Raw genomic sequence first — 18,721 nt, forward strand, 5'->3', positions numbered from 1 at the left:
CATGATCAGGCCGGGACTCTACACGATCGCCGATTATGCCCTCACAACCGCCGTGGCGGCGTTGGCGCTCTCGCCGATCGTTGATCTTGAGGGCATGGAAGAACTGTCGGTCGAGTTCAATTTCGCCTATGGCAGCGGCGGAACGAGTTTGAAGGCGTGGTTGCAGACATCGCTTTCACAAGGCACGCGCTGGCGCGATCTCGCCTGCTTTACCGCGACAACCGCTTCCAAGAACCGCGATTTCAGCCTACGCCGGACCGCCGACACAGGATTCTGGACGCCGGGCAGCGGAACGCTCCCCGACGACACGATCGCGTCGAGCATCGTTTTTGGCGATAGGCTGCGGCTCCTGATGACGTCCGTCGGAACCTATGCCGGCGGGACTGTGCTTTCGGCGCGCGCGGCCGCCACGTGAATATCCATCTAGCCCGGCTCAATCGCGATCTGAAGCGGAAAGGCGAGCGCATTAAACTCCGGCGCTACGCCGGAACGAACACGCAGATTTTCACAGAAGTGGACTTATTGGCGTTCGTTCGCGGCTATACGCCGCAAGAACTCGCGGCCGGCAGCGGCATTCAGGCCGTGGACAGCTTCGTGATCCTCTCGCCAACGGCTCTATTTGCGGCGCAGTGGCCTGGCGGCCAACAGCCTCTGGAGCCGCCATTCAACCCAGATCCGCATCTGCCGAAGAAAGGCGATCACGCCATCATTCAAGGGCGCGCGCGGACCGTGGAAGTTGCGTCGCCGATCTATGACGTCGACGAATTGGTCAGGATTGAAATGAGGGTTTTGGGTTAGGCTGGGTTGGAGGATTCTATGAACCGTCGTTCCTTTATGCGCAAAGCAGTGGTTGCTGTGGCTCTAGCGCCTGTCGTCGCTTTTGCCGCCGTTCGGTCATTTTTTGATGAGCGCCGCGCCGTCGAACGGCTCTGGTTCGATCTTAAGAGCGTTCCACGCGATTTGGCGCGTCCGCGGGCTATCGACGTGGTGCGCGCATTGCAGAACATCGCCCTGAACGGCCGGGATGAAATTGCGCGCGTCATGGCGGCGCAGTCGCTCTTAGATCGCGGTTTCGGCAATCCGAGCAAAGCGCAATATGCAGTCGTGAGAATCGATGGGGAGGGGCTCGGCGCGCTCGGCGCGATCTGCTGCGTCGATTTGAAGGGCCGGTCAATCGAAGAATTTCGGCTGATCAACGTTTCAGTCTGACGCCTGGGCCGCCTTCGCGCGTGTCGCCAGCATCAAGAAAGACAACGCCGGCGGTCTCAAGGGCCGACTTGATGGCGGCAAGGTTCTTGGTTTGCATGTTGGGCATGTCGTCGACCGCCTCGGCCCGCTGAAGGGCTGGGTAGGAAACGCCGCTGCGTTCCGCCAGGTCGCGGCCGGACCATTTGAGTAGAGCCCGCGCCGCCCTGATTTGCGCCCCTGTAAGCATGGCCGCAAAATCCATAGGCGGCACGGGCTTGGCAAGGACAGTTTTTGGCATTCGTGACGCCCGCGTCGGCATGGTTGATATGGTTGCCATGGCTAATGATAAAAAACTTATCATTAGAGCTTGCAATTGTGCATAAAATGATGAATATAACAACCTCCAAATTCGATCGGAGGTTGGGCTGTGAAAACGATCATCGCAACGCTGCGGGGGGTGTCACCGTATTCTCAATCGCGCCACTACGTGCGAGAGCTGGAGCAAGGCGAGTCAGCGGACGACAATTATCGGCGCACATGGCGTAACCATCTGCATACGGATAATTCCGGGAATGTGATCATCCCGGCGAATTCTCTGAAGAATTGCCTCTCAGAGGCGGCAAAATTCATGAGCATATCGGTTCCCGGAAAGGGAAAAGCGACCTATACGAAGAACTTTGAGGCTGGCGTGATGGTCGCTAAGTCGCCGACGATCGGCCTAAGCAAAGACGAGGTCCAAATGGAGGCGCTGTTCCTTCCTTCCGACGGAAGGCGCGGCGGCCCCAAGCGGGTCATGAAATATTATCCGATCATTCCCGAGTGGGAGGCGGATGCAGAATTCATCATCGTCGACGAAACCGTTTTACAGTCGTCACTCAAGGACAAGAGCCGGACGGTGTTTCAGGATGTTCTCGAAGGGGCTGGACAGTTTATTGGGATCGGGCGCTTTCGGCCTCGGAACAACGGCTATTATGGCCGGTTCGAGGTTGTCGGCATCCGAGAAATCTGACGTCTCGCGACGCACCATGACGCAACGCGATGCTTCTCGGCGCCGCGCGCCGCCCTGTAATGCGCCGCAACGCAACGCAACGTCTCTTCGCCAGCGACAAGCAGGCTACGGCCTGCTTCCCGGTGGCGAAAGTCACCAACTAGCGTGCCGCTTCACCGCGTGTCGCATCGCTTCATATCGCGTTGTATTTCCCGTCATTGTGTCGCTTTGCGCCATATCGCACCGCTGCGCACCGTTTCGCAACGTTATTCTCTCCTATCATCGGAAAGCACATGGCAAAATCTCGCTTTGAGACATCCGCAGATGTTGAGACGTGCGTCGAATATCTGCGCAAACATCAGAACTCAGGACTCATCGCTTATGTCGAGTTGTCCAAAACCACTGGACGCGAGATAGAAGGCAAGGATCGATACATCCTGGCGTCTGCGCGGCGCATTCTCGAGCGCGAAGGCATTTTTTTCGTGACCGAGACGGGCAATGGCGTGAAGCGCGCTGATGACGCTCAGCTCGCGAAGCTATCGACGGAAGAACCCATCATCAAAACCCGCCGGATCGCTAAGAGAGCGCGTAAGCGCCAAAGCTCAGTAAACATCCAGGGGCTTACAGACGAGCAGCGCATGGCGTTTTGGATTGGCAGCGCTATCCTTGGCGCTATCGATCAGGCGGCGAGTCGTGTGTTCCGCAATGCCGTGGAAGAGGCGTCGAACACATCCGACAGCCAAATCTCGCTCTCGAAGACGATTGATCTCTTCAATAAGATGAAATCGTCGAGTGACAGGCCGCAGTAGGTTTTTCAGCGTATCGTGTCGCAGCGCGACGCGTCGCGCCGCCCGGCGTTGCACGACTCCGCGTCGCAGCGCAGCGCTTCGTAATGTAACGCAACGTTCCATTTTCCCAACGCCGAGTCGATTGTTGTCGATTGGGCGGCGGGAAACCGCTTTGTCGCGACGTATCGTGTCGCACCGCAACACAGCGCGGCGCTCCACGCTATATAGTTCTGAGACGCGTCGCTTCGCGACGTAACGCGCCTCCCCGCATCGCGGCGCTAAGCTACGCAACGCAACGATTTAAGATCAATAGGGGATACCTGCCTTGGATCATCCACCGATCTCCTTCGCCCGCCCAGACTGGCGCGAGCGCATCATGGCTGGCCAGTCGCTGTTGCCAGATTTCCCGATTGACAGGCTATCAACCAAGTCTGCCGACCGCGCTTTGGAGATATGGCGCGATCTCAGAATTCCGGATGTTGCTGGCGACCCGACCTTTGGCGAAGTCGGCGCGCTATGGTTTAAGGATTTCATCTATTCGATGTTCCTTATGAAGGGCGCGAGCCGCGTTGTCCGTGAGGCGTTCGTGATGACGCCAAAGAAATCCGGCGCGAGCACGAATTGCGCCGCGCTGATGCTGACGGCTCTCGTTTTGAATAGCCGGCCGAACGCCGTGTTTGGGCTTTTTGGCGTGACGCAGGCTGTTGCGGAGATCGCTTTCTGTATGATGAAAGAGACGATCTCTCTCGACGATAAGCTATCAGCGCTGTTATCCGTTCGGCACCCACGCGAAATTCACCACCTGACGACTGGCGCTAGGGTTGTCGTGAAGTCTCTGAGCTCTGAAACGCTTGCATGTGAATATCTGAGCGGCGCTCTTATCGATGGTGCGCAATTGTTCCGGCATGAACGATGGGCTGACGCCCTAAGCGATCTTCGCAGCGCTCTGGATGGGTATGAGGATTCCTTTCTCATTCTCAACGCGACGCAGTCCAGAGAATTTCCGACCGGGCCGTTCGCGCGAGAATTGATGCGCGCGCGCGCGATCCGCGACGGCGTATGTAATGCCGGCGTCTTGCCGTTGATCTATGAACCGCCGGAAGGCGTCGACTGGCAGGATCCGAAGAACTTCCCACTGCTCCATCCTGGCGTCGGACGCACCGTCGCGGCTGAATTTTTGGAGCGCTCGAAGGAACGCGCGGAGCAAGACGGATATTTGGCTCATTGGGCCGCGCAATGGCTCAATGTGGAAACGAAGCCAATGGCGGCCGTCTCCTAGCGCCAATGATCTCGACCAAATACGCGCCTTTCGATCGCGACGTGCTGTTCGACCTCGGCGGCATGTCGCCGGAAGAGCAGAGCAAGGCGTTTGCCGCTTTCGCCCGTCAAGAAATCGCCACTGCCGATGCGCAGAACGAACGCGCGCTTGGGCGCGCCGTTTCATATGAAACCATCGTCGATCAGCGCCGTGGCGCCGCGCTCGAGAGCGTCTCGCCAAATGGCGTGATCGTCGCGAACTTCGATCTCGGGTCCGACGTCGTTGAATGGATTTGGGCAAAGCTGATCGCTCGGTCACCATTTCTTTCCGGCGCCTTCATAAAATGGATGCTCGTCTATGCCGATGGGGTCGAAGTTGACGGTCCGGAAAATATTCCGCCGGATGCGCAGGAAATCGTGATTCTGTCGGCTGTCCCCTATGCGCGCAAGATCGAAAGCGGAAGCTCAAAGCAGGCGCCGGACGGCGTGTTCGAAGCCCTCGCGGCAATGGCCGCCCAGCGCTATGGCAATCAGGCGAAAATCCGGTTCTCGTATCGCTCGCCGATCGGTGGCGGCACGCCGTTGGACAAATGGGCGAGCGGCAATGCGGCGAAGGCGGGTCGCAAGCAGCGCCAGCAATTCGCCAAGAACACGCGCCAGCCAGCGATCATCATCCAATTCCGCTGAGGGTATATGGCCTCTCTCGCCGTTATGAGCGCCGTGGAGGCGCGATTGCGCGCCGGCTGGAGCCGCGCGCCGATCGTCAGCGAAGCGAATACCGAGGGCGCTCAGCCGCTTGATGGCGGTCCGTATCTTACGGTCACCTACCCCGTCGCGGACGAGACGCAAATCAGCGTCGGCGCGCCTGAGTCCAACACCTATCGGGAGGAAGGCGCGATCCGTTTCGTGCTTTCCGTGCCGTTCGGCACAGGGCTCCTGCAATGGGCTGCTTGGATCAACGAGCTACGCGATTTGTTTCGCGGCAAGGCATTTGACGGTGTCGTGACGTGGGAGGCCCCGCCTTTCGCCGTCAATGACGATACGGAAAGTGCGACGCGCTTCGAGCTCAGTTTTGCGGTCCCCTATCGCTACGACCTTTTTGCGTAATTCGGCCTATGGCCGTCCGCCCATACGCGCCCTTGGGCAAGGCGTTGGAGCGCTGTGAAGCGCCTCGTCCCGCGGCCCGTCGTGAGACGTCCGCAATGAGAAGGAAGCCCTCCTATGTCGATTGCGCCGACCAGCCGCACGCGCGTGGCGTATATTGCTGAATCTGCATTCGCCACGACGCCAGACACGCCGACGTTCCTTGAAATTCGTCGCACTGGCGGCAATCTTCGCACGCGAAAGGCCACGGCTGTTTCCGAGGAAATCCATATCGACCGCAATGTGCGCGCCGAATATCAGCTCGCCCAGGACGTCGAAGGGTCATATGATTTCGAGCTGACCTATGGCTCCTATGACGACATCCTGGAAGCGGCGCTCGGCGGCGCATGGTCGACGAACGTTCTCGTCAATGGCTCCGTTGAGAAAAGCCTTACCTTCGAAGAGACGATCGATGTTGGCGGCGGTAGCTTCGCCTATCACCGCTTCACCGGCGTCGAGGTCGACTCGCTCTCGCTGAACTTCACCGCGCGCCGCGGCGTCACGGGCTCGGTCACCCTGCAAGGCAAGCAGGAAGCGCTCGATACGGCGATCATCTCCGGGGCCACCTATACGGCGCCGAACACGAACGTCATCGAAACGGCGAACAGCGTCGCGTCGCTCGCTGTCGCCAGCCTGTCGCCGGTCCCGATCGTGCGCAGCCTCTCGCTCAATATCGCCAACAATCTGCGCCGGCATGAAGTTCTGGGCTCGCTCTATACGAACAGCTTCGGCTCCGGCCAGTTGGACGTCACGGGCACGCTGGAAGCCTATTTCACGTCCAACGCGCTCTATCAGGCGGTGCTCGACCATGGCACGGGCGCGCTGGCGCTGACGATTGGTTCGGTGACGGCCAAGAAATACACAATCTCGCTTCCCGTCATTCAGTTTCTCGACGGGGCCAAAAGGCTCGGCGGGAAGAACGATGACGTCATGGTGTCGATCCCGTTCCGCGCGGTCGCTGACTCGGCGCCGAAGTCGATCTCAATCACGAGGGCCGTTGCGTAATGAAACAGGTCGAAATCCTCACCACCTTCCGAGGCTATCCCGACGACACGGTCGCCTCGGAAACGGTCTATGTGGCCGGCGCGAAGGTCTCACTGCAAGACGCCTTCGCCGACCTCATCATCAAAAAGGGCCTCGCCAGGGAAATCGTCGATCACCCCGCCCGCGCCGCCAATGTCAAATCGGAGCCTGCGCCGTGAAGCTTTCGGACATCAAAAGAAACGTCGCCGCCGAGAAATCCGGGCGCTGGATCGATATCAAACAGCCTGAGTTCGATGGCGTCGCCCTCAAGGTGCGCGGGATCGGCAACCCCGATTATGAGGCGCTGAAAGCCCGGCTGATCGAGATGCGCGCGCCAGCCGATCGAGAAAAGGACCTCGACGCCAATGAAATCGCGCAGCTGCTCGGCGAGACGATTTTGTTCGGCTGGCGCGGCATTTTGAACGACGACGCGACGCCCTTGGTTTTCGACGTCGCGACGGCCATGCGATATCTCGCCGACCCGGAGTATGGCGACTTCCGGTCTGCCGTGATCTGGGCGGCCCAGAACGTCGGGCGCGACCGCTACGCCAGCGCGGAGCAAGACGCAAAAAACTCACCGCCGCTCTGCGCTGGACGCTCGAATGGGGCGGGTCGGCGGACTGGCTCGCCGATGCCGCGCAAGAGCAGGGAATAGAGCCGAAGGCGCTGGCCGATCGCGTCGACCCGGCCCAACATCTTCTCATCGTCTGGCGGGCGTTCTGGGCGCTGACGAATGATCGGCCCTTCGGCGCGATGGGCGGGATGGGCTACATCCCGTTCCTCGCGATCGATCGCTACGCGGCCCGCTACGGCATTTCCGACGTTGATGAATTTGAGCGGTTCCAAACGCTGCTGCGCCAGATGGACGACGACTATCTTGCCTGGATTGTCGAACATAAGGACGATTGATTTATGGCCGTGACGATGGAAGTCATCCGAACGTTGACGACGCGCGCACGCACGGAAGGCGTCGACGCGGCGCGGCGCGAGCTTGAGTCCTTCGCCAAGGCGCAGGACGGCGTCTCGAAAAGCAATGACAACGCCGCGCGCAGCGTGCTGTCGGCGGCGAAATCCTTCGATGCGCTCGAGCGCTCGGTCGATCCTGTCGCCAAGGCGAACGCCCGCCTCTCCGTGGAGCAGGCGAAGGTGCAGCGCGCGCTGAACGAAGGGTCTGTTTCCGCCGAGCGTGCGGCGAAGGTGCTCAACCTTCTCGGCGCCCGCCATGAGGCGGCGATCGCGGCGACGCAGCGCCACGCCGGCGCGACCAGCGATTTCACGGCGCGCCTGTCGGAGTGGAGCAGACAAACCAATTCCGTCGCGGCGCGCATGTCGCAAACGACGCAGGCGACGAACGACAATGTCAAGGCGGTCGGCCTTGCGCGTCACGAATGGACGAATTTCGGACGCCAGGTCCAGGACGTCGTGACGATGGGCCTTGGCGGCGCCTCGCCGCTGCAGATCGCCTCAACGCAGGGCGCGCAGTTTTTCGACATCTTCACGTCCAGTTCGGCGGGCGCCAGCGCGGCGCTGAAGGACGTCGGCGGGGTGGCGCTGCGTCTAGTGCTGAATCCTGTGACCGCGATCGCCGCTGCGGCGGGAACGGCAGCGCTGGCGATGTTTCGCTGGAAGGAACAGACCGACGCCCTGACGTTCTCGCTTAACGGGCTCGGCCGCCAAAGCGGCATGACGGTTTCGCAGGTCAATCGCATCGCCGAGGCTGGCGCGGCGGGTGCCGGGATTTCCAATGCCTCGGCGCGCGGCCTCGCCGGTCAGTTTCTTAGTGCCGGCGTCCCGGGCGGAAGCCTGCAGGGCGCGATCAGCGCCGCGCGTGGCCTGTCGCGTGGTCTTGGCGTCGATCTTGATGACGCCGGCAAGGAGCTCGCCGCCGCGCTTGCTGAGCCGGTTAAGGGCGCTGACGATCTTGCCAGGAAATACGGCATCGTCTCCTTCGCCGAGCGCGAGCACATCAAGCAGCTTTCGGCTGTTGGCGATCGCGCCGGCGCGTCGGCGAAGCTGCTTGCCGTGCTCGGCGACCGAATTTCACAGATGCAAGATCCGACGACGGCGTGGGGACGTCTGTTGGACGGCATCGGTAAGCGTATGTCAGACCGTCTCGACAAGCTCGGGCAGGAAATCGAGGGGCCGAAGACTTTCAAGCAAGTCTTCGATCCACTGCGCCAGGCTGCGGAAAACGAAAAGCGCGCCCAACAGGATATCGCTGCGGCGCGAGGGCAGGAACTTGGCCGATTGCGCGAGGATTCGGCCTTCGCGGTGCGTGAAATCCAAGCGCGCACATTCGCTGAGCGCGAGGCTGTAGCGACCGAGCGCGCCCGCACGCAGGTCATGCGGGAAACCCATGACGCTGTGAAAGCATCGATTGCCGCCGAAAGCGAGCGCGCCAAACTCATGGCGGAGTCGGCGCGCAAGGTCGACGACCTCGCCAGGACATCGGCAGACAGCCTTCGTCTGTCAAAAATGATGCCGTTCGATCGCCGCATGGCGGAAATCGACATCGCCGAACGGGATTTCCGACGGGAAAACCTTCCGAGCGCGGCCACGCCGATGGCGGCGGAGTTCAATACGGCCGGGAGCGCGGCCAAAAACCTCGCCGCGGCGCTGAATAGTGCAGCAAGCCTCATCTCCCATGAAGGCGGCAGACGCATCATCGGCATTTCCCGTAGCGGCTCTCCGGATGATCCGCGCGGCCTGTCGGATTTCATCCGGTCGGAAGCGGCGCGGATCGGCATTGATCCGAATGTCGCGCTGCGGGTCGCGCGCAGCGAGGGTCTGAAGGACTTCACCGGAGATAGCGGCTCATCTTTCAGCGCTTTCCAGCTGCACCGCGGCGGCATCGCCAAGGGCGGCAATGCGGTCAGCGGGCTCGGCGACGACTTCTTTCGCCAGACGGGCCTCGACCCGAGCAACCCGGCCAATGAGCGCGCCGCGATCACCTATGCGCTCGAGGCGGCGAAGCGCATGGGCTGGACGCCGTTTCACGGCGCGGCGCGCGCCGGGATCGGCCGATTCGAAGGGATCGGGGCCAACGATAACACTGGCCTCTCGGCGCGCGCTGCCGGCGCGTTCAATGATCAGCGCGAGGCGGCCCGCTTCGAAGCGATGGTCAAACCGCTTCAGGACGCGAACCGCGAGATCGAGCGCCAGCGCGCCGCGCTGCAATCGCAGGAATCCGCGCTCGGTCGGGCGACGGCGGAAGTCGCCAAGGCGTCGAAAGAGCAGGAACTGCTCAATCAGATGCAGGCGCAAGGCGTGCCGCTGACTGATCAGCTTCGTGCCTCGATTGGCGCGACGGCTGAGAATTACGGACGCCTCGCCGCCGAGACGGAAGCCTTCGCCGACAAGCAGCGTCTCATCGTCGGACTCATGGACACGGTCCGTAGCGGCGCGAGCGAAGGTCTCGGTGGCGTCGCTTCGGCGCTGCTCCGCGGCGCGGATGCCGGCAAGGAACTCGAAAATTCCCTGCAGCGCATCGCCGATCGCCTCGCGCAACTCGCTATCGACCGATCGATCGAAAGTATCTTCGGTAAAACCGGCTCGGCAAGCGGCGGCATTCTTGGCGGGCTTGTCGGAAGCCTGTTTGGCGGTGGCGGCAAGGGCACGGGATATTTCAGCGCGCCACTATTCCCCTCGCTCGACATTGGCGGCGTCGTCGGCGCGCCAGGCGGGAAGCACGTCGCTGCGCCGATGTCGGCGTTTATCGGCGCGCCGCATTTCGCCGCTGGCGGCGCCGTTCCGGTGATCGCGCATGCCGGCGAGGTCATTCTCAACGCCGCGCAGCAGCGCAGCGTCGCGGCGGCGCTTACTGCCGCGCGTGGGTCGGGCAATGACAGTCGCGGGAGAGAGTCCGCACCCGTCTATGTGAACATCCAAAACGCCCCAGCCGGCGCCCGCGTGCGCGAATCGACGGACCAAAAAGGCGGCAAGCGCATCGATATTTCGTTCCCGGAGATGGTCGCGCGCTCCATCGGAGATCCTCGTGTCATGGAAGCTCTGCGCGCGGCCAATGGCGGCGCCGGCATCGCGCGGAAGTGGTAAATGGCGATACCAGACTGGCCGTCTGATCTGCCGCAACGCGTCCTGCGCGATCCGTTTCGGGATCAAGGGCCGCAAAACCGCATCTTCAACAGGATGGACAATGGGGGCGAGCGTGTCCGGCTCGGGCTCAAGCGCGCGATCAGGAACGTCAATTGCGTGTTCCTGATGCGGGAAGATCAAGTATTTCGCTTCGAACGCTTCTATAAGGAAGAGATCGGCGAGGGCGTCCGCCAGTTTTCGATCCCGGACCAACGCAGAGACGGACGCCAGATTCTGCTCAGCGACGGAACGGTGTGGACCGATGACGACGGCGTGCCGATCACCGTCGTCGCCAACTGGCGCGCAAGAATATCCGAGGAAGGATATGAAATCGTTCCTTTCGGTCTCGACTTTACGGTGAACTTCACGTTGAACGTCCTGGAGGTGTCGCTGTGACGCGGCCGGATCGAGACACGCGCGCCACGCTCTACGCGCAGGAAAGCGACAAGAAACACGTTCATCTGATCACGATCGCCCATGCCGATCTCGACGCGCCGATTCGCGTCGCTACCGGCAACGCCGATCTTCTTTCGGAAGATCCCGAGATGTTCGGGACGATCTCGAACGGCGCCGCCTATCAATATATCGCGATGTCGCTGAAGCTCCCCGATGTCCGGCAAAGATCGCTGCCGATCGGGTCGATGACGATCGCCAACGGAACCGGCGTCATCGCGCTGTTGCGCTCCTTCGTCGCGCCGCCGGCGATTGTCGATATCGCGACGGTGTTCGCCGATGCGCCGGACGTCGAGTTTCAGCGGTGGGAAGGCTTCACGCTGCGCGAATTCACCTCGGACTTTCAAAGCGTCACCTTCGATCTGCGCTACGACCAGCTGTTCAATGAGCCCTACGGGCTCATCATGAGCTACCCGCGCCTGCCGTCTATCCACTACTGAGCGTGTCCATGAGCCATCGCATTTGCGAATATGTTCGGCGCGATGAGCGCGCGGCCTTCGAAGCGCTCGGCTGGACGTTCAAGCTCGATCTCGGTCTGCCGGACGGTTTCGATTCCGTGCTGATGGAATGGGACGGCGCGACTCCGCCGGCCTATCCCGTGCAAGGCCCCGCGCAGGAAGGCGGAGAAGGCGCGTGACCGAGAAAGCAGGAATGCGCAGGTTCAGAGAGCATCGCGGAAGTCTCGACGAAGCGCTCGAAACGACTTTCGCCTTCAAGACCATCGCGGGTCTGGAGGCGCATATACGCCGTCTCGGCGCGCATAATCACGAGCCCATCGTGACGATTGCAGTCGAGTTTTACGGTCGACCCGGCGGATCCGGCGACGATGCCAGGATCGGCTGGAAAAACGTCCATCTCGTATATGTCAACGGCGTTCCGTTTGGCTGGATGGAAGGGCCATGGACCGACGCGTGGACGCCGTGCGTCGACGTCGCGGGCCGCCAGGACATGGCATAGCGCATGTCGCATTGGTCCACCGCCTACATCGGCCTGCCGTTCGCGCATGGCGGGCGCACGCGCGACGGGCTCGATTGCTGGGGGCTGGTCCGCCTCGTCTATGCCGATCAGCTCGGCATAGAGCTCGACCCGCTCGACGGCTACGCGACGCGGCTTGAACGGCTGCGCATCGCCGGCATGCTTTCCGAACAGGCGGCGCAGGGGCCGTGGCGGCGTCTCGCCGGCGAGAAGATCAAACCTTTCGACGTGGTCTCTTTCACCATCGCCGGCGCCGCCTCTCATGTCGGCGTCGTCGTCGATTGGCGCGACATGCTGCATGTCACCGAGGGCGAGACGTCAGGGCTCGCCCCGCATTCCGAGGGACAATGGGCGCGACGACTGATTGCGGCTTACCGGCACGTCGACCGTTAAACGCGCCGGCGCCGCCGCTGCACGGCGAGCTGCTCGATCCGGAAGACGGCGCGCGCATCATCGTCGCGGATTATTTCCGCTCGGCGCGCCGCGAGTTCCGCGCCCCGGCCGGGGCGACCATCGCCGAAATCGTCGCGCATGCGCTGCCTGGCGCGAATGAATCGATCTGGCCCTATCTCGCGGTCTATTACGATCTCGACTCCGCGGCGCTCGATCGCAAGTTCTGGCGGCTCTATCGGCCTAAGCCCAACGCGACCTTGCTTATCGCCATGGCGCCGGGCCGGGGCGGCGTGCTGCGGTCCGTGCTGGCGATTGGCGTCGCCGCCCTCGCCATCGCCGCGCAGCAATATTGGGCCGTGTCTTTGGCGCCCGCCTTCGGGCTTGGCGCGGCCGCGACGACGGTCGGCTCCGGCATCATCACCGCCGGCGTCACGATCGGCGGCCTGGCGCTTGTCAATGCGCTTGTGCCGCTGAAACGCGAATCGCAAACCCTCGGCCTGCCGTCCAGCCCGACCTATGCGACGTCGGGCTTCTCCAACGCCATCAATCCAAACGGCGTCTTTCCAAACCCTCTCGGGCGCGGGCGCGTCGCGCTGCCCTATATCGTCCGCCCCTATTTCTATGCCGCCAACGGCCAGAACTATGTCGCCGGGATTGTCGGCTGCCAGGGCCCGGTCGAAATCTCGAACATCAGAATCGGCGACACGCCGATCGAGCGGTTCCGCGACATCCAATATGAGGTCCGGCAAGGCCTGCCGGATGACGAACCGTTCACCATCGTCACCGAAAATCTCGCCGAGGAACGGCGCGAGCCGATGGGTCTGCGCCGCGCCGACACCGCCACGCATGGCCCGCCGTGGCGATTTACGGCGCGGGACTGCACGAGAGTCGAACTGGACGTCACCGCCAACGGCGGCCTTTTCGTGATGGTGACGACGACGTTCGGGTCGACGACAAGCACGAACCCGTTCCCCGTCACCGTTCCGCATGTCATTCGCTACCGCAAAGCCGGAACGACGCCTTGGACGGAAGTTGGATGGGACGTCGGCGGCTATTCCAGGCGCGAAATCACCTTCACGCGGTCGATCGATCTGCCGACTCGCGATGTTTACGAATTTCAGCTTGAGCGTCTTCTTGGCGACGTCGACGACCTCAACGCCTGGAACCAAAACCAGCAGTGGCAGACCGAATGCGTGTGGACGGCGATGCGCTGCTGGCGCCCGGAATATCCGATCAACATGCCGGTTCCGGTGGCGGGCATCGCCTTCAGGCTGCGCGCGACGGATCAGCTCAACGGCGCGCTGCGCGACTTGAATTGCGAGGTCGCGACGATCGGCTTGGACTATGATGCGGAAACCGAAACATGGGTCGAACGGGCGATCGACAGCCCGGCGTCGCTCTATCGCCATGTGCTGCAAAGCGCCGCCAATCCGCGCCCGCTCGCGGATGCGAAGATCAATCTGGCGCAGCTCGAAAACGAGACGCATCCCTTCTGTCTTGAGAACGACATCAGCTATTTTCGCTTCATCGATTATCCGACGACGACATGGGAGGTGCTTCAGGACGTCTGCGCCGCAATGTTCTCGATTCCCTTTTTCGACGGGGCGAAATGGGGCGTCGTCACCGACTGGCGCAAGGATAAGGTCGTCGGCATGGTCAGTTCGGCCAACGCGTGGAACGTGTCGATGCAGAAACGGTTCATCGACGCGCTCGACGGCGTCGTCGTCAAATTTTACGACGAAGAAAATGATTTTAAGGAAGCCAATCGCATCGTGCCCTGGCCGGAATTTGCCGGCGACGTGATCCGAACCGAACAGATCGAACCCGCCGGCGTCGTCGATGCGCGTCTGGCCTATTGGCACGGTCGCAAGCGCGAATATGAAGCGCTTCTGCGGCCCGAAACCATCTCTTTCGACATGGACGTCGAGCACATCACCTTCCAGATCGGCGACCGCCTGTCGGCGTCGTTCGACATGCTGACCAGCGAACAGGCGTCGGGAACCGTGCTGCATGTTTCGGGGTCGATCGTGCAGCTCGATATCGCGGTCGAGATGATCGAGGGCCAATCCTATGTGCTGCGGCTGCGCAAGCTCGCCGAAACCGAGGACGAAGACACCGATCGCGTCATTGACCGCACCGTGACGACGGTTCCGGGACGAACCTCAGCGCTGTTTTTGACCGGGACCGGCGAAGCGCCGGCCGAAGGCGATCTCTTCCAATTCGGGCCGTCGATGCATTTTGCGGAAGACGTCATCCCGATCGGCAAGGAGCCGGCCGAAGGCCTGACGTGCAAAATCCATGTCGTGCCCTATGCCGGCGCCATGTTCGATCTGATCGAAGACGAAGAAATTCCAATATGGACGCCGCGCGTCGGAGATATTTACGACCCGACGATCGTCGCGCCGCCGGTTCCCGTTCTCGGGGTGATCATTTCCTATGTGGTCGAGGCGACGCTGGTGTTCGTGCCTGTCGAGACGGGCGCGGGCGGCGGCGAAACGACGGCGTTCGAAATTCAGCATCGTCTGGTCGGCGCGGGGTCTTGGACGACCGAGACCATTCCCGCCGGCTCCGGGGGCTTGGAAATTTCCGGCTATGCGCTTTACGACAGCGTCGAAATTCGCGCCCGCGCGGTCGGCGTCGGCGGATCGCCGCTTTACAGCGCCTATACGGCGACGGCGCTGCATGTCGTCTCCATCAACACGACATCGGATTTCGGCTCGATCGAAGACGCCGCCGATGTCCTGGTCGATTTCGGCTCGATCGCTTCGGACGAGGATCAAACCAATGATTGGGGCGTGATGGCATGACGACGCAGGTCCAGAGGCGCCGCGGCACGGCGGCGCAGCACGCTTCATTCACCGGCGCGATCGGCGAGCTCACCGTCGACACGACGAACAAGCGCGTCGTCGTGCATGACGGGTCGACGGCCGGGGGATTTCCGGCGGCGAAGCTTTCGGAAGCCGTTCTGAAGGCCGATACGAGTTATTCCATTTCAGGAAATCAGGTCGTCGGCCCCCGGATCACGGGATGGGGCGCGCCGTCAGGGACGTTGGACCGAACGGCATGGACGTCCTATGCCGGACAAACCGTCAGCGTGGGCTATGTGCAGGCGGAGGCGCAGGCGACCGACGATGCGGTCAAGAAAGTTTCGCAAGAATTAGCCGCGCTAATCACCGATCTCCGAACGCACGGATTGATCGGAACCTGATTTCTCACAGGGCTCATTGAAAGTCCGCGTCGCCTAGGCGGCCACCCTCAACAAACTCTTGGACCATTCACGCCGCTGCGCATCCGCGCGGCGCGACGACTCGCATCTGAGGACGACACATGGGCACATCGCCAAATTTCCCGCAGGTGGCCTTTCTTGATCGGTTTATTGGCAATTACGATCCCGGCACGGGCCTGGAAGGCCCAGTGCAAGCTTCGAAGGAAAGCATCGCTGCGCAGATCGAAACGATCAACGGGCTCACCTCCGGCGTCATTTCCATCGTCGACAAGGATCTGACGGCGCCGCCTGTCTCACCGGCGATCGGCGCGCGCTACATCGTCGCCGCGACTGCGACGGGCGCCTGGGCGACGCACGAAGAAGACATCGCCCAATATAGCGCGCTCGGCTGGACGTTCACCGACCCAACCGGCGCGACCGTCTATGTCGAGGACGAGGCGGCGATCTACCACTATCTCGCCGGGACGTGGACGAAACAGGCGTCCGACGCGGCCGCGGCCGCCGCGGCCGCCTCGGCGGCGGCCGCTCTTGTCAGCGAAAATAATGCCGCGGCCTCCGAAGCAAACGCCGATGACGCCGAGGCGGGCGCGATCGCCGCCCGGCTGGCAGCCGAGTCGGCGCGCGATACGGCGCTCGTCAATGCGAATATCTACACCAGCACGGGGGCGGGCATCTCCGCCACGACGAATGGTCAGCAATTCGGCGTCGTCGACGGCGAATTCATCCAGCGCTACGTGAACAACAGCGGCGTCGCCGATCCGGTCCCTGGGGCGAAAATTCCGACAGCCGCTTATCTGCGCAAAACGCCGATCACGATCACGGCGAGTCGGGCGTTGACGACGAGCGACGGCAATCGCCTCTTGCATGTCAACATTCCGGGGCCCGTCGACAACTCGATTGCGCATCTGCGCATCCCGACGAACGCTGCTGATCCAATCTCCATAGGAGAGTCTTATGAAATTCTGCGCGTGGGCGGAAGCATCGCGCGCGTCGTGCCGGACGCCGGCGTCGCTCTTACGAAACCAGTGGCGGCCGATCTTGTCAGCGATTTCTCATGGGCCAAGCTGCGCAAGACGGGAACCGACGCATGGACGCTTTACGGCGTTGTGAGCGCCGCGCCTTCTGGCGCGCACACTTCGAAAATCTGGTTTGATCCGTCCGACCTTTCAACGATGTTCGTTGAGCGCACCGGAGCGTCCGCGACGACTCCTGCGTCCGTCGATGGGCCGGTCGGCTCATGGCGCAACAAAGGTGTGATCGGCGGATGGGCGACAGCTCCCGCTGACGACCGCAGGCCGACATTGCGGACGGATGGCACATTTTATTGGTTGGAATTCGATGGAAGTCTTACGGCGGGACAGGGGGACGAGCTTCGCCTGCCCCTGCCTGCGCTCGATCTCGCAACCATCGAAATGTATATCGGCGTGGAGGTTGCAAGCTGGGCGTCAGGCCAGTCGGGCATCGTGACTTTCGCGCCTGTGCCAGTAGGGACGCCAGGAGTCGACATTTTATCTGACGCCGGCATGGCGTTTTTCATCAACAACGCCGAACATCTCATCGCCTGCCGGGGTCAATCCATGTTGGTGGAGACGCGCGGCGTCATGCCGGCCCCGCATGTCTACGAGTTCAAAAAGCCGAACAACTCTACGGCGAGTCTGTCATGCGACAATTCTTTGGTGAGCGTCGGCGCCGTCGACAGCACCATTACGCATACTTTCACGGCGATGGGCGGAGATTTGATTATTGGCGCCCGCTACGGGTCAGGAGCGCCTCCGGCTCCTTATGCGCACGGAAATATGAATCTCTATCAGCTGATCATCAAAAACGAGGTTACAGCCGATTCTACGCCCCTGAGAGAATATGTGGAGCAGAAAACCTACGGAACGGTGCCTGTCTATCCGACGATCTCCGATACGACGGAACTGGAAGCCGCACGCGCGACGCTCATCAGTGAGGTGTTCGCCACCGTAGGTGGCGTGATCCCGACCGATGTTGCGACAATGGACTTGGAAACGCCGCCGGTGTCTGGCCTGACCAGCCTTGCGACCTGTCATAAGCTGACGATCCCCGGCTATGCCGCCCGTCCACGCCTATGGACGCCGACATCGCCGCGCGATGACGCCATCCTGTTCGTATGCGCCGGACACAGCGCCACGCTGACCAACAACGCTCTTTCCTCTGTGCCGCTGCAATCGGCACTGACCCGTGGCGTGCGTGTCGTCACCTTCATGCTTCCCGGCGGACCAAACGATCTGACCAGCGGCGGTCCCGCAGATCATGAGTCTGCGCATCCTCCAATGTCGGATTGGGCCGGCCCCGTCTCCATCGTGATCAACACGCTGGAGGCGATGTTCCCAACCGCTGCTTTCTATGTCACTGGAATCAGTGGCGGCGGCTGGATGACAATGCTCTGCGCTGCGACTGACGTGCGGTTCAAAGGATCGTATCAGTTCGTCGGCACAATGCCTGACTACTACTACTACGAGAGAGACTGGGAAGGGCGGCGCCCTGGTCTCACCGCCACCAACATGGATATGTATTTGATGGCCGGGTGCCCGTCGCCGCGTCGCCACAAGCACATCCTCCACGAAAACGACGGTGACGTGTTCAAGCGAACGCTCTACGAGACGCGTCCGCCATGGGACGCGCAACTCGCGATACAGGCGGCGTCGATCGGCGGCGGTTATTACGCCTTGGTGTGGGACAACTGGAACCAGCACGCGTTCCACAACCCGTTCTTCACGACGAACGTCTTGGACGAAATCGCGCCGTTGCCATAGGGCCGCAAATGGATGGCTTTAGGCCATCTGGCGCGTTGACGCGACGCATCACACGCCGACCGAAGAAACCCGCCGCCGGAGCGGTCAATCCCGGCGATCTCCCGCAAAAGGAATGAACCCATGACCGAAGCCGAACAGGCTGCGCTCGATCTGATCGCCGAGATGCGGCAAACGATGGTGGCGATGCAGGAAACCGCGATCGAAAAGAACAGCGAAATTTCGTCGCTCAACGAACAGCTCGCCGCGTTTCAAACGACGGATGCGGCTGCCGCCGTCGCGCAGGAGCGCGACTGGTTTGACGCCTTTCGCGGCGCCGTGTTTCCAGTTCCTGCGCCCGTTGCGCCGCCGGCCGAAGAAGTCGTCGGCTGACCCATCGCTTCATGAGCCGGAAATGCGCATCATCAGCGTCGCTCTT

General features: G+C 61.7%; 23 protein-coding genes. 22 read left to right on the forward strand and 1 reads right to left on the reverse strand.

The window, feature by feature from the left end:
* Position 1: 1 nt before the first annotated feature.
* The 3 genes from BN69_RS08220 to BN69_RS08230 are packed head-to-tail and all read left to right on the forward strand — an operon-like array spanning position 2 to position 1,209.
* Positions 2–415, forward strand: coding sequence for a hypothetical protein (locus BN69_RS08220; protein WP_014891123.1), 414 nt, complete (start codon positions 2–4; stop codon positions 413–415).
* On the forward strand, positions 412–798 hold the full coding sequence (locus BN69_RS08225; RefSeq protein WP_014891124.1) for a hypothetical protein: 387 nt from the start codon (positions 412–414) through the stop codon (positions 796–798). The genes BN69_RS08220 and BN69_RS08225 overlap by 4 nt, the downstream gene beginning before the upstream one ends.
* Before the next feature lie 18 nt (positions 799–816).
* Positions 817–1,209, forward strand: coding sequence for a hypothetical protein (locus tag BN69_RS08230; RefSeq protein WP_014891125.1), 393 nt, complete (start codon positions 817–819; stop codon positions 1,207–1,209).
* On the opposite strand, the gene BN69_RS08235 is transcribed toward BN69_RS08230, so the two are convergent.
* Positions 1,193–1,549, reverse strand: a complete 357-nt coding sequence (locus BN69_RS08235) for a helix-turn-helix domain-containing protein (RefSeq protein WP_244435066.1) — start codon at positions 1,547–1,549, stop codon at positions 1,193–1,195. The genes BN69_RS08230 and BN69_RS08235 overlap by 17 nt on opposite strands.
* 66 nt (positions 1,550–1,615) lie before the next feature.
* Between BN69_RS08235 and BN69_RS08240 the strand changes: the two genes are divergently transcribed.
* From BN69_RS08240 to BN69_RS08335, 19 genes are all read left to right on the forward strand, one after another.
* A complete protein-coding gene (locus BN69_RS08240; RefSeq protein ID WP_014891126.1) occupies positions 1,616–2,197 on the forward strand; it encodes a hypothetical protein in 582 nt (193 codons plus the stop codon).
* A gap of 272 nt (positions 2,198–2,469) precedes the next feature.
* Positions 2,470–2,985, forward strand: coding sequence for a hypothetical protein (locus tag BN69_RS08245; protein ID WP_041926877.1), 516 nt, complete (start codon positions 2,470–2,472; stop codon positions 2,983–2,985).
* Between the two features lie 304 nt (positions 2,986–3,289).
* Positions 3,290–4,243, forward strand: coding sequence for a phage terminase-like protein large subunit (locus tag BN69_RS08250; RefSeq protein ID WP_014891128.1), 954 nt, complete (start codon positions 3,290–3,292; stop codon positions 4,241–4,243).
* A gap of 5 nt (positions 4,244–4,248) precedes the next feature.
* Complete coding sequence (locus BN69_RS08255; protein WP_014891129.1) at positions 4,249–4,908, forward strand: hypothetical protein; 660 nt, start codon at positions 4,249–4,251, stop codon at positions 4,906–4,908.
* A 24-nt stretch (positions 4,909–4,932) separates the two neighbouring features.
* The gene (locus BN69_RS08260) at positions 4,933–5,328 is read left to right on the forward strand and encodes a phage tail terminator-like protein (protein WP_256364815.1); all 396 of its coding nucleotides are present in this window, start codon (positions 4,933–4,935) and stop codon (positions 5,326–5,328) included.
* Positions 5,329–5,442: 114 nt separating this feature from the next.
* Positions 5,443–6,369: a phage tail tube protein gene (locus tag BN69_RS08265; protein WP_014891131.1), complete on the forward strand. Its 927-nt coding sequence runs from the start codon at positions 5,443–5,445 to the stop codon at positions 6,367–6,369.
* Positions 6,369–6,566, forward strand: a complete 198-nt coding sequence (locus tag BN69_RS08270; protein WP_014891132.1) for a hypothetical protein — start codon at positions 6,369–6,371, stop codon at positions 6,564–6,566. The genes BN69_RS08265 and BN69_RS08270 overlap by 1 nt, the downstream gene beginning before the upstream one ends.
* Positions 6,563–7,042, forward strand: coding sequence for a hypothetical protein (locus BN69_RS08275; protein ID WP_014891133.1), 480 nt, complete (start codon positions 6,563–6,565; stop codon positions 7,040–7,042). The genes BN69_RS08270 and BN69_RS08275 overlap by 4 nt, the downstream gene beginning before the upstream one ends.
* Before the next feature lie 11 nt (positions 7,043–7,053).
* Positions 7,054–7,296: a phage tail assembly chaperone gene (locus tag BN69_RS20130; protein WP_473086667.1), complete on the forward strand. Its 243-nt coding sequence runs from the start codon at positions 7,054–7,056 to the stop codon at positions 7,294–7,296.
* 3 nt (positions 7,297–7,299) lie between these two features.
* A complete protein-coding gene (locus BN69_RS08285) occupies positions 7,300–10,440 on the forward strand; it encodes a phage tail tape measure protein (RefSeq protein ID WP_014891135.1) in 3,141 nt (1,046 codons plus the stop codon).
* Positions 10,441–10,875 carry a hypothetical protein gene (locus tag BN69_RS08290; protein WP_014891136.1) on the forward strand — a complete coding sequence of 145 codons (435 nt, stop codon included), beginning with the start codon at positions 10,441–10,443 and terminating at the stop codon, positions 10,873–10,875. It begins immediately after the preceding gene.
* Complete coding sequence (locus BN69_RS08295; RefSeq protein ID WP_014891137.1) at positions 10,872–11,372, forward strand: hypothetical protein; 501 nt, start codon at positions 10,872–10,874, stop codon at positions 11,370–11,372. The genes BN69_RS08290 and BN69_RS08295 overlap by 4 nt, the downstream gene beginning before the upstream one ends.
* Positions 11,373–11,380: 8 nt before the next feature.
* Positions 11,381–11,569, forward strand: coding sequence for a hypothetical protein (locus BN69_RS08300; RefSeq protein ID WP_014891138.1), 189 nt, complete (start codon positions 11,381–11,383; stop codon positions 11,567–11,569).
* Positions 11,566–11,889, forward strand: a complete 324-nt coding sequence (locus BN69_RS08305) for a hypothetical protein (protein ID WP_148277071.1) — start codon at positions 11,566–11,568, stop codon at positions 11,887–11,889. The genes BN69_RS08300 and BN69_RS08305 overlap by 4 nt, the downstream gene beginning before the upstream one ends.
* A 3-nt stretch (positions 11,890–11,892) precedes the next feature.
* A complete protein-coding gene (locus tag BN69_RS08310) occupies positions 11,893–12,300 on the forward strand; it encodes a C40 family peptidase (RefSeq protein WP_014891140.1) in 408 nt (135 codons plus the stop codon).
* Positions 12,255–15,107: a phage tail protein gene (locus BN69_RS08315; RefSeq protein WP_014891141.1), complete on the forward strand. Its 2,853-nt coding sequence runs from the start codon at positions 12,255–12,257 to the stop codon at positions 15,105–15,107. The genes BN69_RS08310 and BN69_RS08315 overlap by 46 nt, the downstream gene beginning before the upstream one ends.
* Complete coding sequence (locus BN69_RS18450; protein WP_014891142.1) at positions 15,104–15,508, forward strand: hyaluronate lyase N-terminal domain-containing protein; 405 nt, start codon at positions 15,104–15,106, stop codon at positions 15,506–15,508. Before BN69_RS08315 ends, BN69_RS18450 begins: the two co-directional genes overlap by 4 nt.
* Before the next feature lie 119 nt (positions 15,509–15,627).
* The gene (locus BN69_RS18455) at positions 15,628–18,306 is read left to right on the forward strand and encodes a DUF2793 domain-containing protein (RefSeq protein WP_014891143.1); all 2,679 of its coding nucleotides are present in this window, start codon (positions 15,628–15,630) and stop codon (positions 18,304–18,306) included.
* A gap of 120 nt (positions 18,307–18,426) precedes the next feature.
* Complete coding sequence (locus BN69_RS08335) at positions 18,427–18,675, forward strand: hypothetical protein (protein ID WP_014891144.1); 249 nt, start codon at positions 18,427–18,429, stop codon at positions 18,673–18,675.
* Positions 18,676–18,721: the final 46 nt, after the last annotated feature.

Origin of the sequence: Methylocystis sp. SC2 (assembly GCF_000304315.1) — a bacterium.
GTDB lineage: Bacteria > Pseudomonadota > Alphaproteobacteria > Rhizobiales > Beijerinckiaceae > Methylocystis.

What these genes read in the sequence shown, in the direction of transcription:
- BN69_RS08315 (WP_014891141.1), top strand. Translation starts at nt 12,255, where the DNA reads ATGGGCGCGACGACTGATTGCGGCTTACCGGCACGTCGACCGTTAAAC.
- BN69_RS08235 (WP_244435066.1), bottom strand. Translation starts at nt 1,549, where the DNA reads ATGATAAGTTTTTTATCATTAGCCATGGCAACCATATCAACCATGCCG.
- BN69_RS08285 (WP_014891135.1), top strand. Translation starts at nt 7,300, where the DNA reads ATGGCCGTGACGATGGAAGTCATCCGAACGTTGACGACGCGCGCACGC.
- BN69_RS18455 (WP_014891143.1), top strand. Translation starts at nt 15,628, where the DNA reads ATGGGCACATCGCCAAATTTCCCGCAGGTGGCCTTTCTTGATCGGTTT.
- BN69_RS08260 (WP_256364815.1), top strand. Translation starts at nt 4,933, where the DNA reads ATGAGCGCCGTGGAGGCGCGATTGCGCGCCGGCTGGAGCCGCGCGCCG.
- BN69_RS08245 (WP_041926877.1), top strand. Translation starts at nt 2,470, where the DNA reads ATGGCAAAATCTCGCTTTGAGACATCCGCAGATGTTGAGACGTGCGTC.
- BN69_RS08335 (WP_014891144.1), top strand. Translation starts at nt 18,427, where the DNA reads ATGACCGAAGCCGAACAGGCTGCGCTCGATCTGATCGCCGAGATGCGG.
- BN69_RS08230 (WP_014891125.1), top strand. Translation starts at nt 817, where the DNA reads ATGAACCGTCGTTCCTTTATGCGCAAAGCAGTGGTTGCTGTGGCTCTA.
- BN69_RS08270 (WP_014891132.1), top strand. Translation starts at nt 6,369, where the DNA reads ATGAAACAGGTCGAAATCCTCACCACCTTCCGAGGCTATCCCGACGAC.
- BN69_RS08220 (WP_014891123.1), top strand. Translation starts at nt 2, where the DNA reads ATGATCAGGCCGGGACTCTACACGATCGCCGATTATGCCCTCACAACC.
- BN69_RS08255 (WP_014891129.1), top strand. Translation starts at nt 4,249, where the DNA reads ATGATCTCGACCAAATACGCGCCTTTCGATCGCGACGTGCTGTTCGAC.
- BN69_RS08300 (WP_014891138.1), top strand. Translation starts at nt 11,381, where the DNA reads ATGAGCCATCGCATTTGCGAATATGTTCGGCGCGATGAGCGCGCGGCC.
- BN69_RS18450 (WP_014891142.1), top strand. Translation starts at nt 15,104, where the DNA reads ATGACGACGCAGGTCCAGAGGCGCCGCGGCACGGCGGCGCAGCACGCT.
- BN69_RS08310 (WP_014891140.1), top strand. Translation starts at nt 11,893, where the DNA reads ATGTCGCATTGGTCCACCGCCTACATCGGCCTGCCGTTCGCGCATGGC.
- BN69_RS08265 (WP_014891131.1), top strand. Translation starts at nt 5,443, where the DNA reads ATGTCGATTGCGCCGACCAGCCGCACGCGCGTGGCGTATATTGCTGAA.
- BN69_RS08290 (WP_014891136.1), top strand. Translation starts at nt 10,441, where the DNA reads ATGGCGATACCAGACTGGCCGTCTGATCTGCCGCAACGCGTCCTGCGC.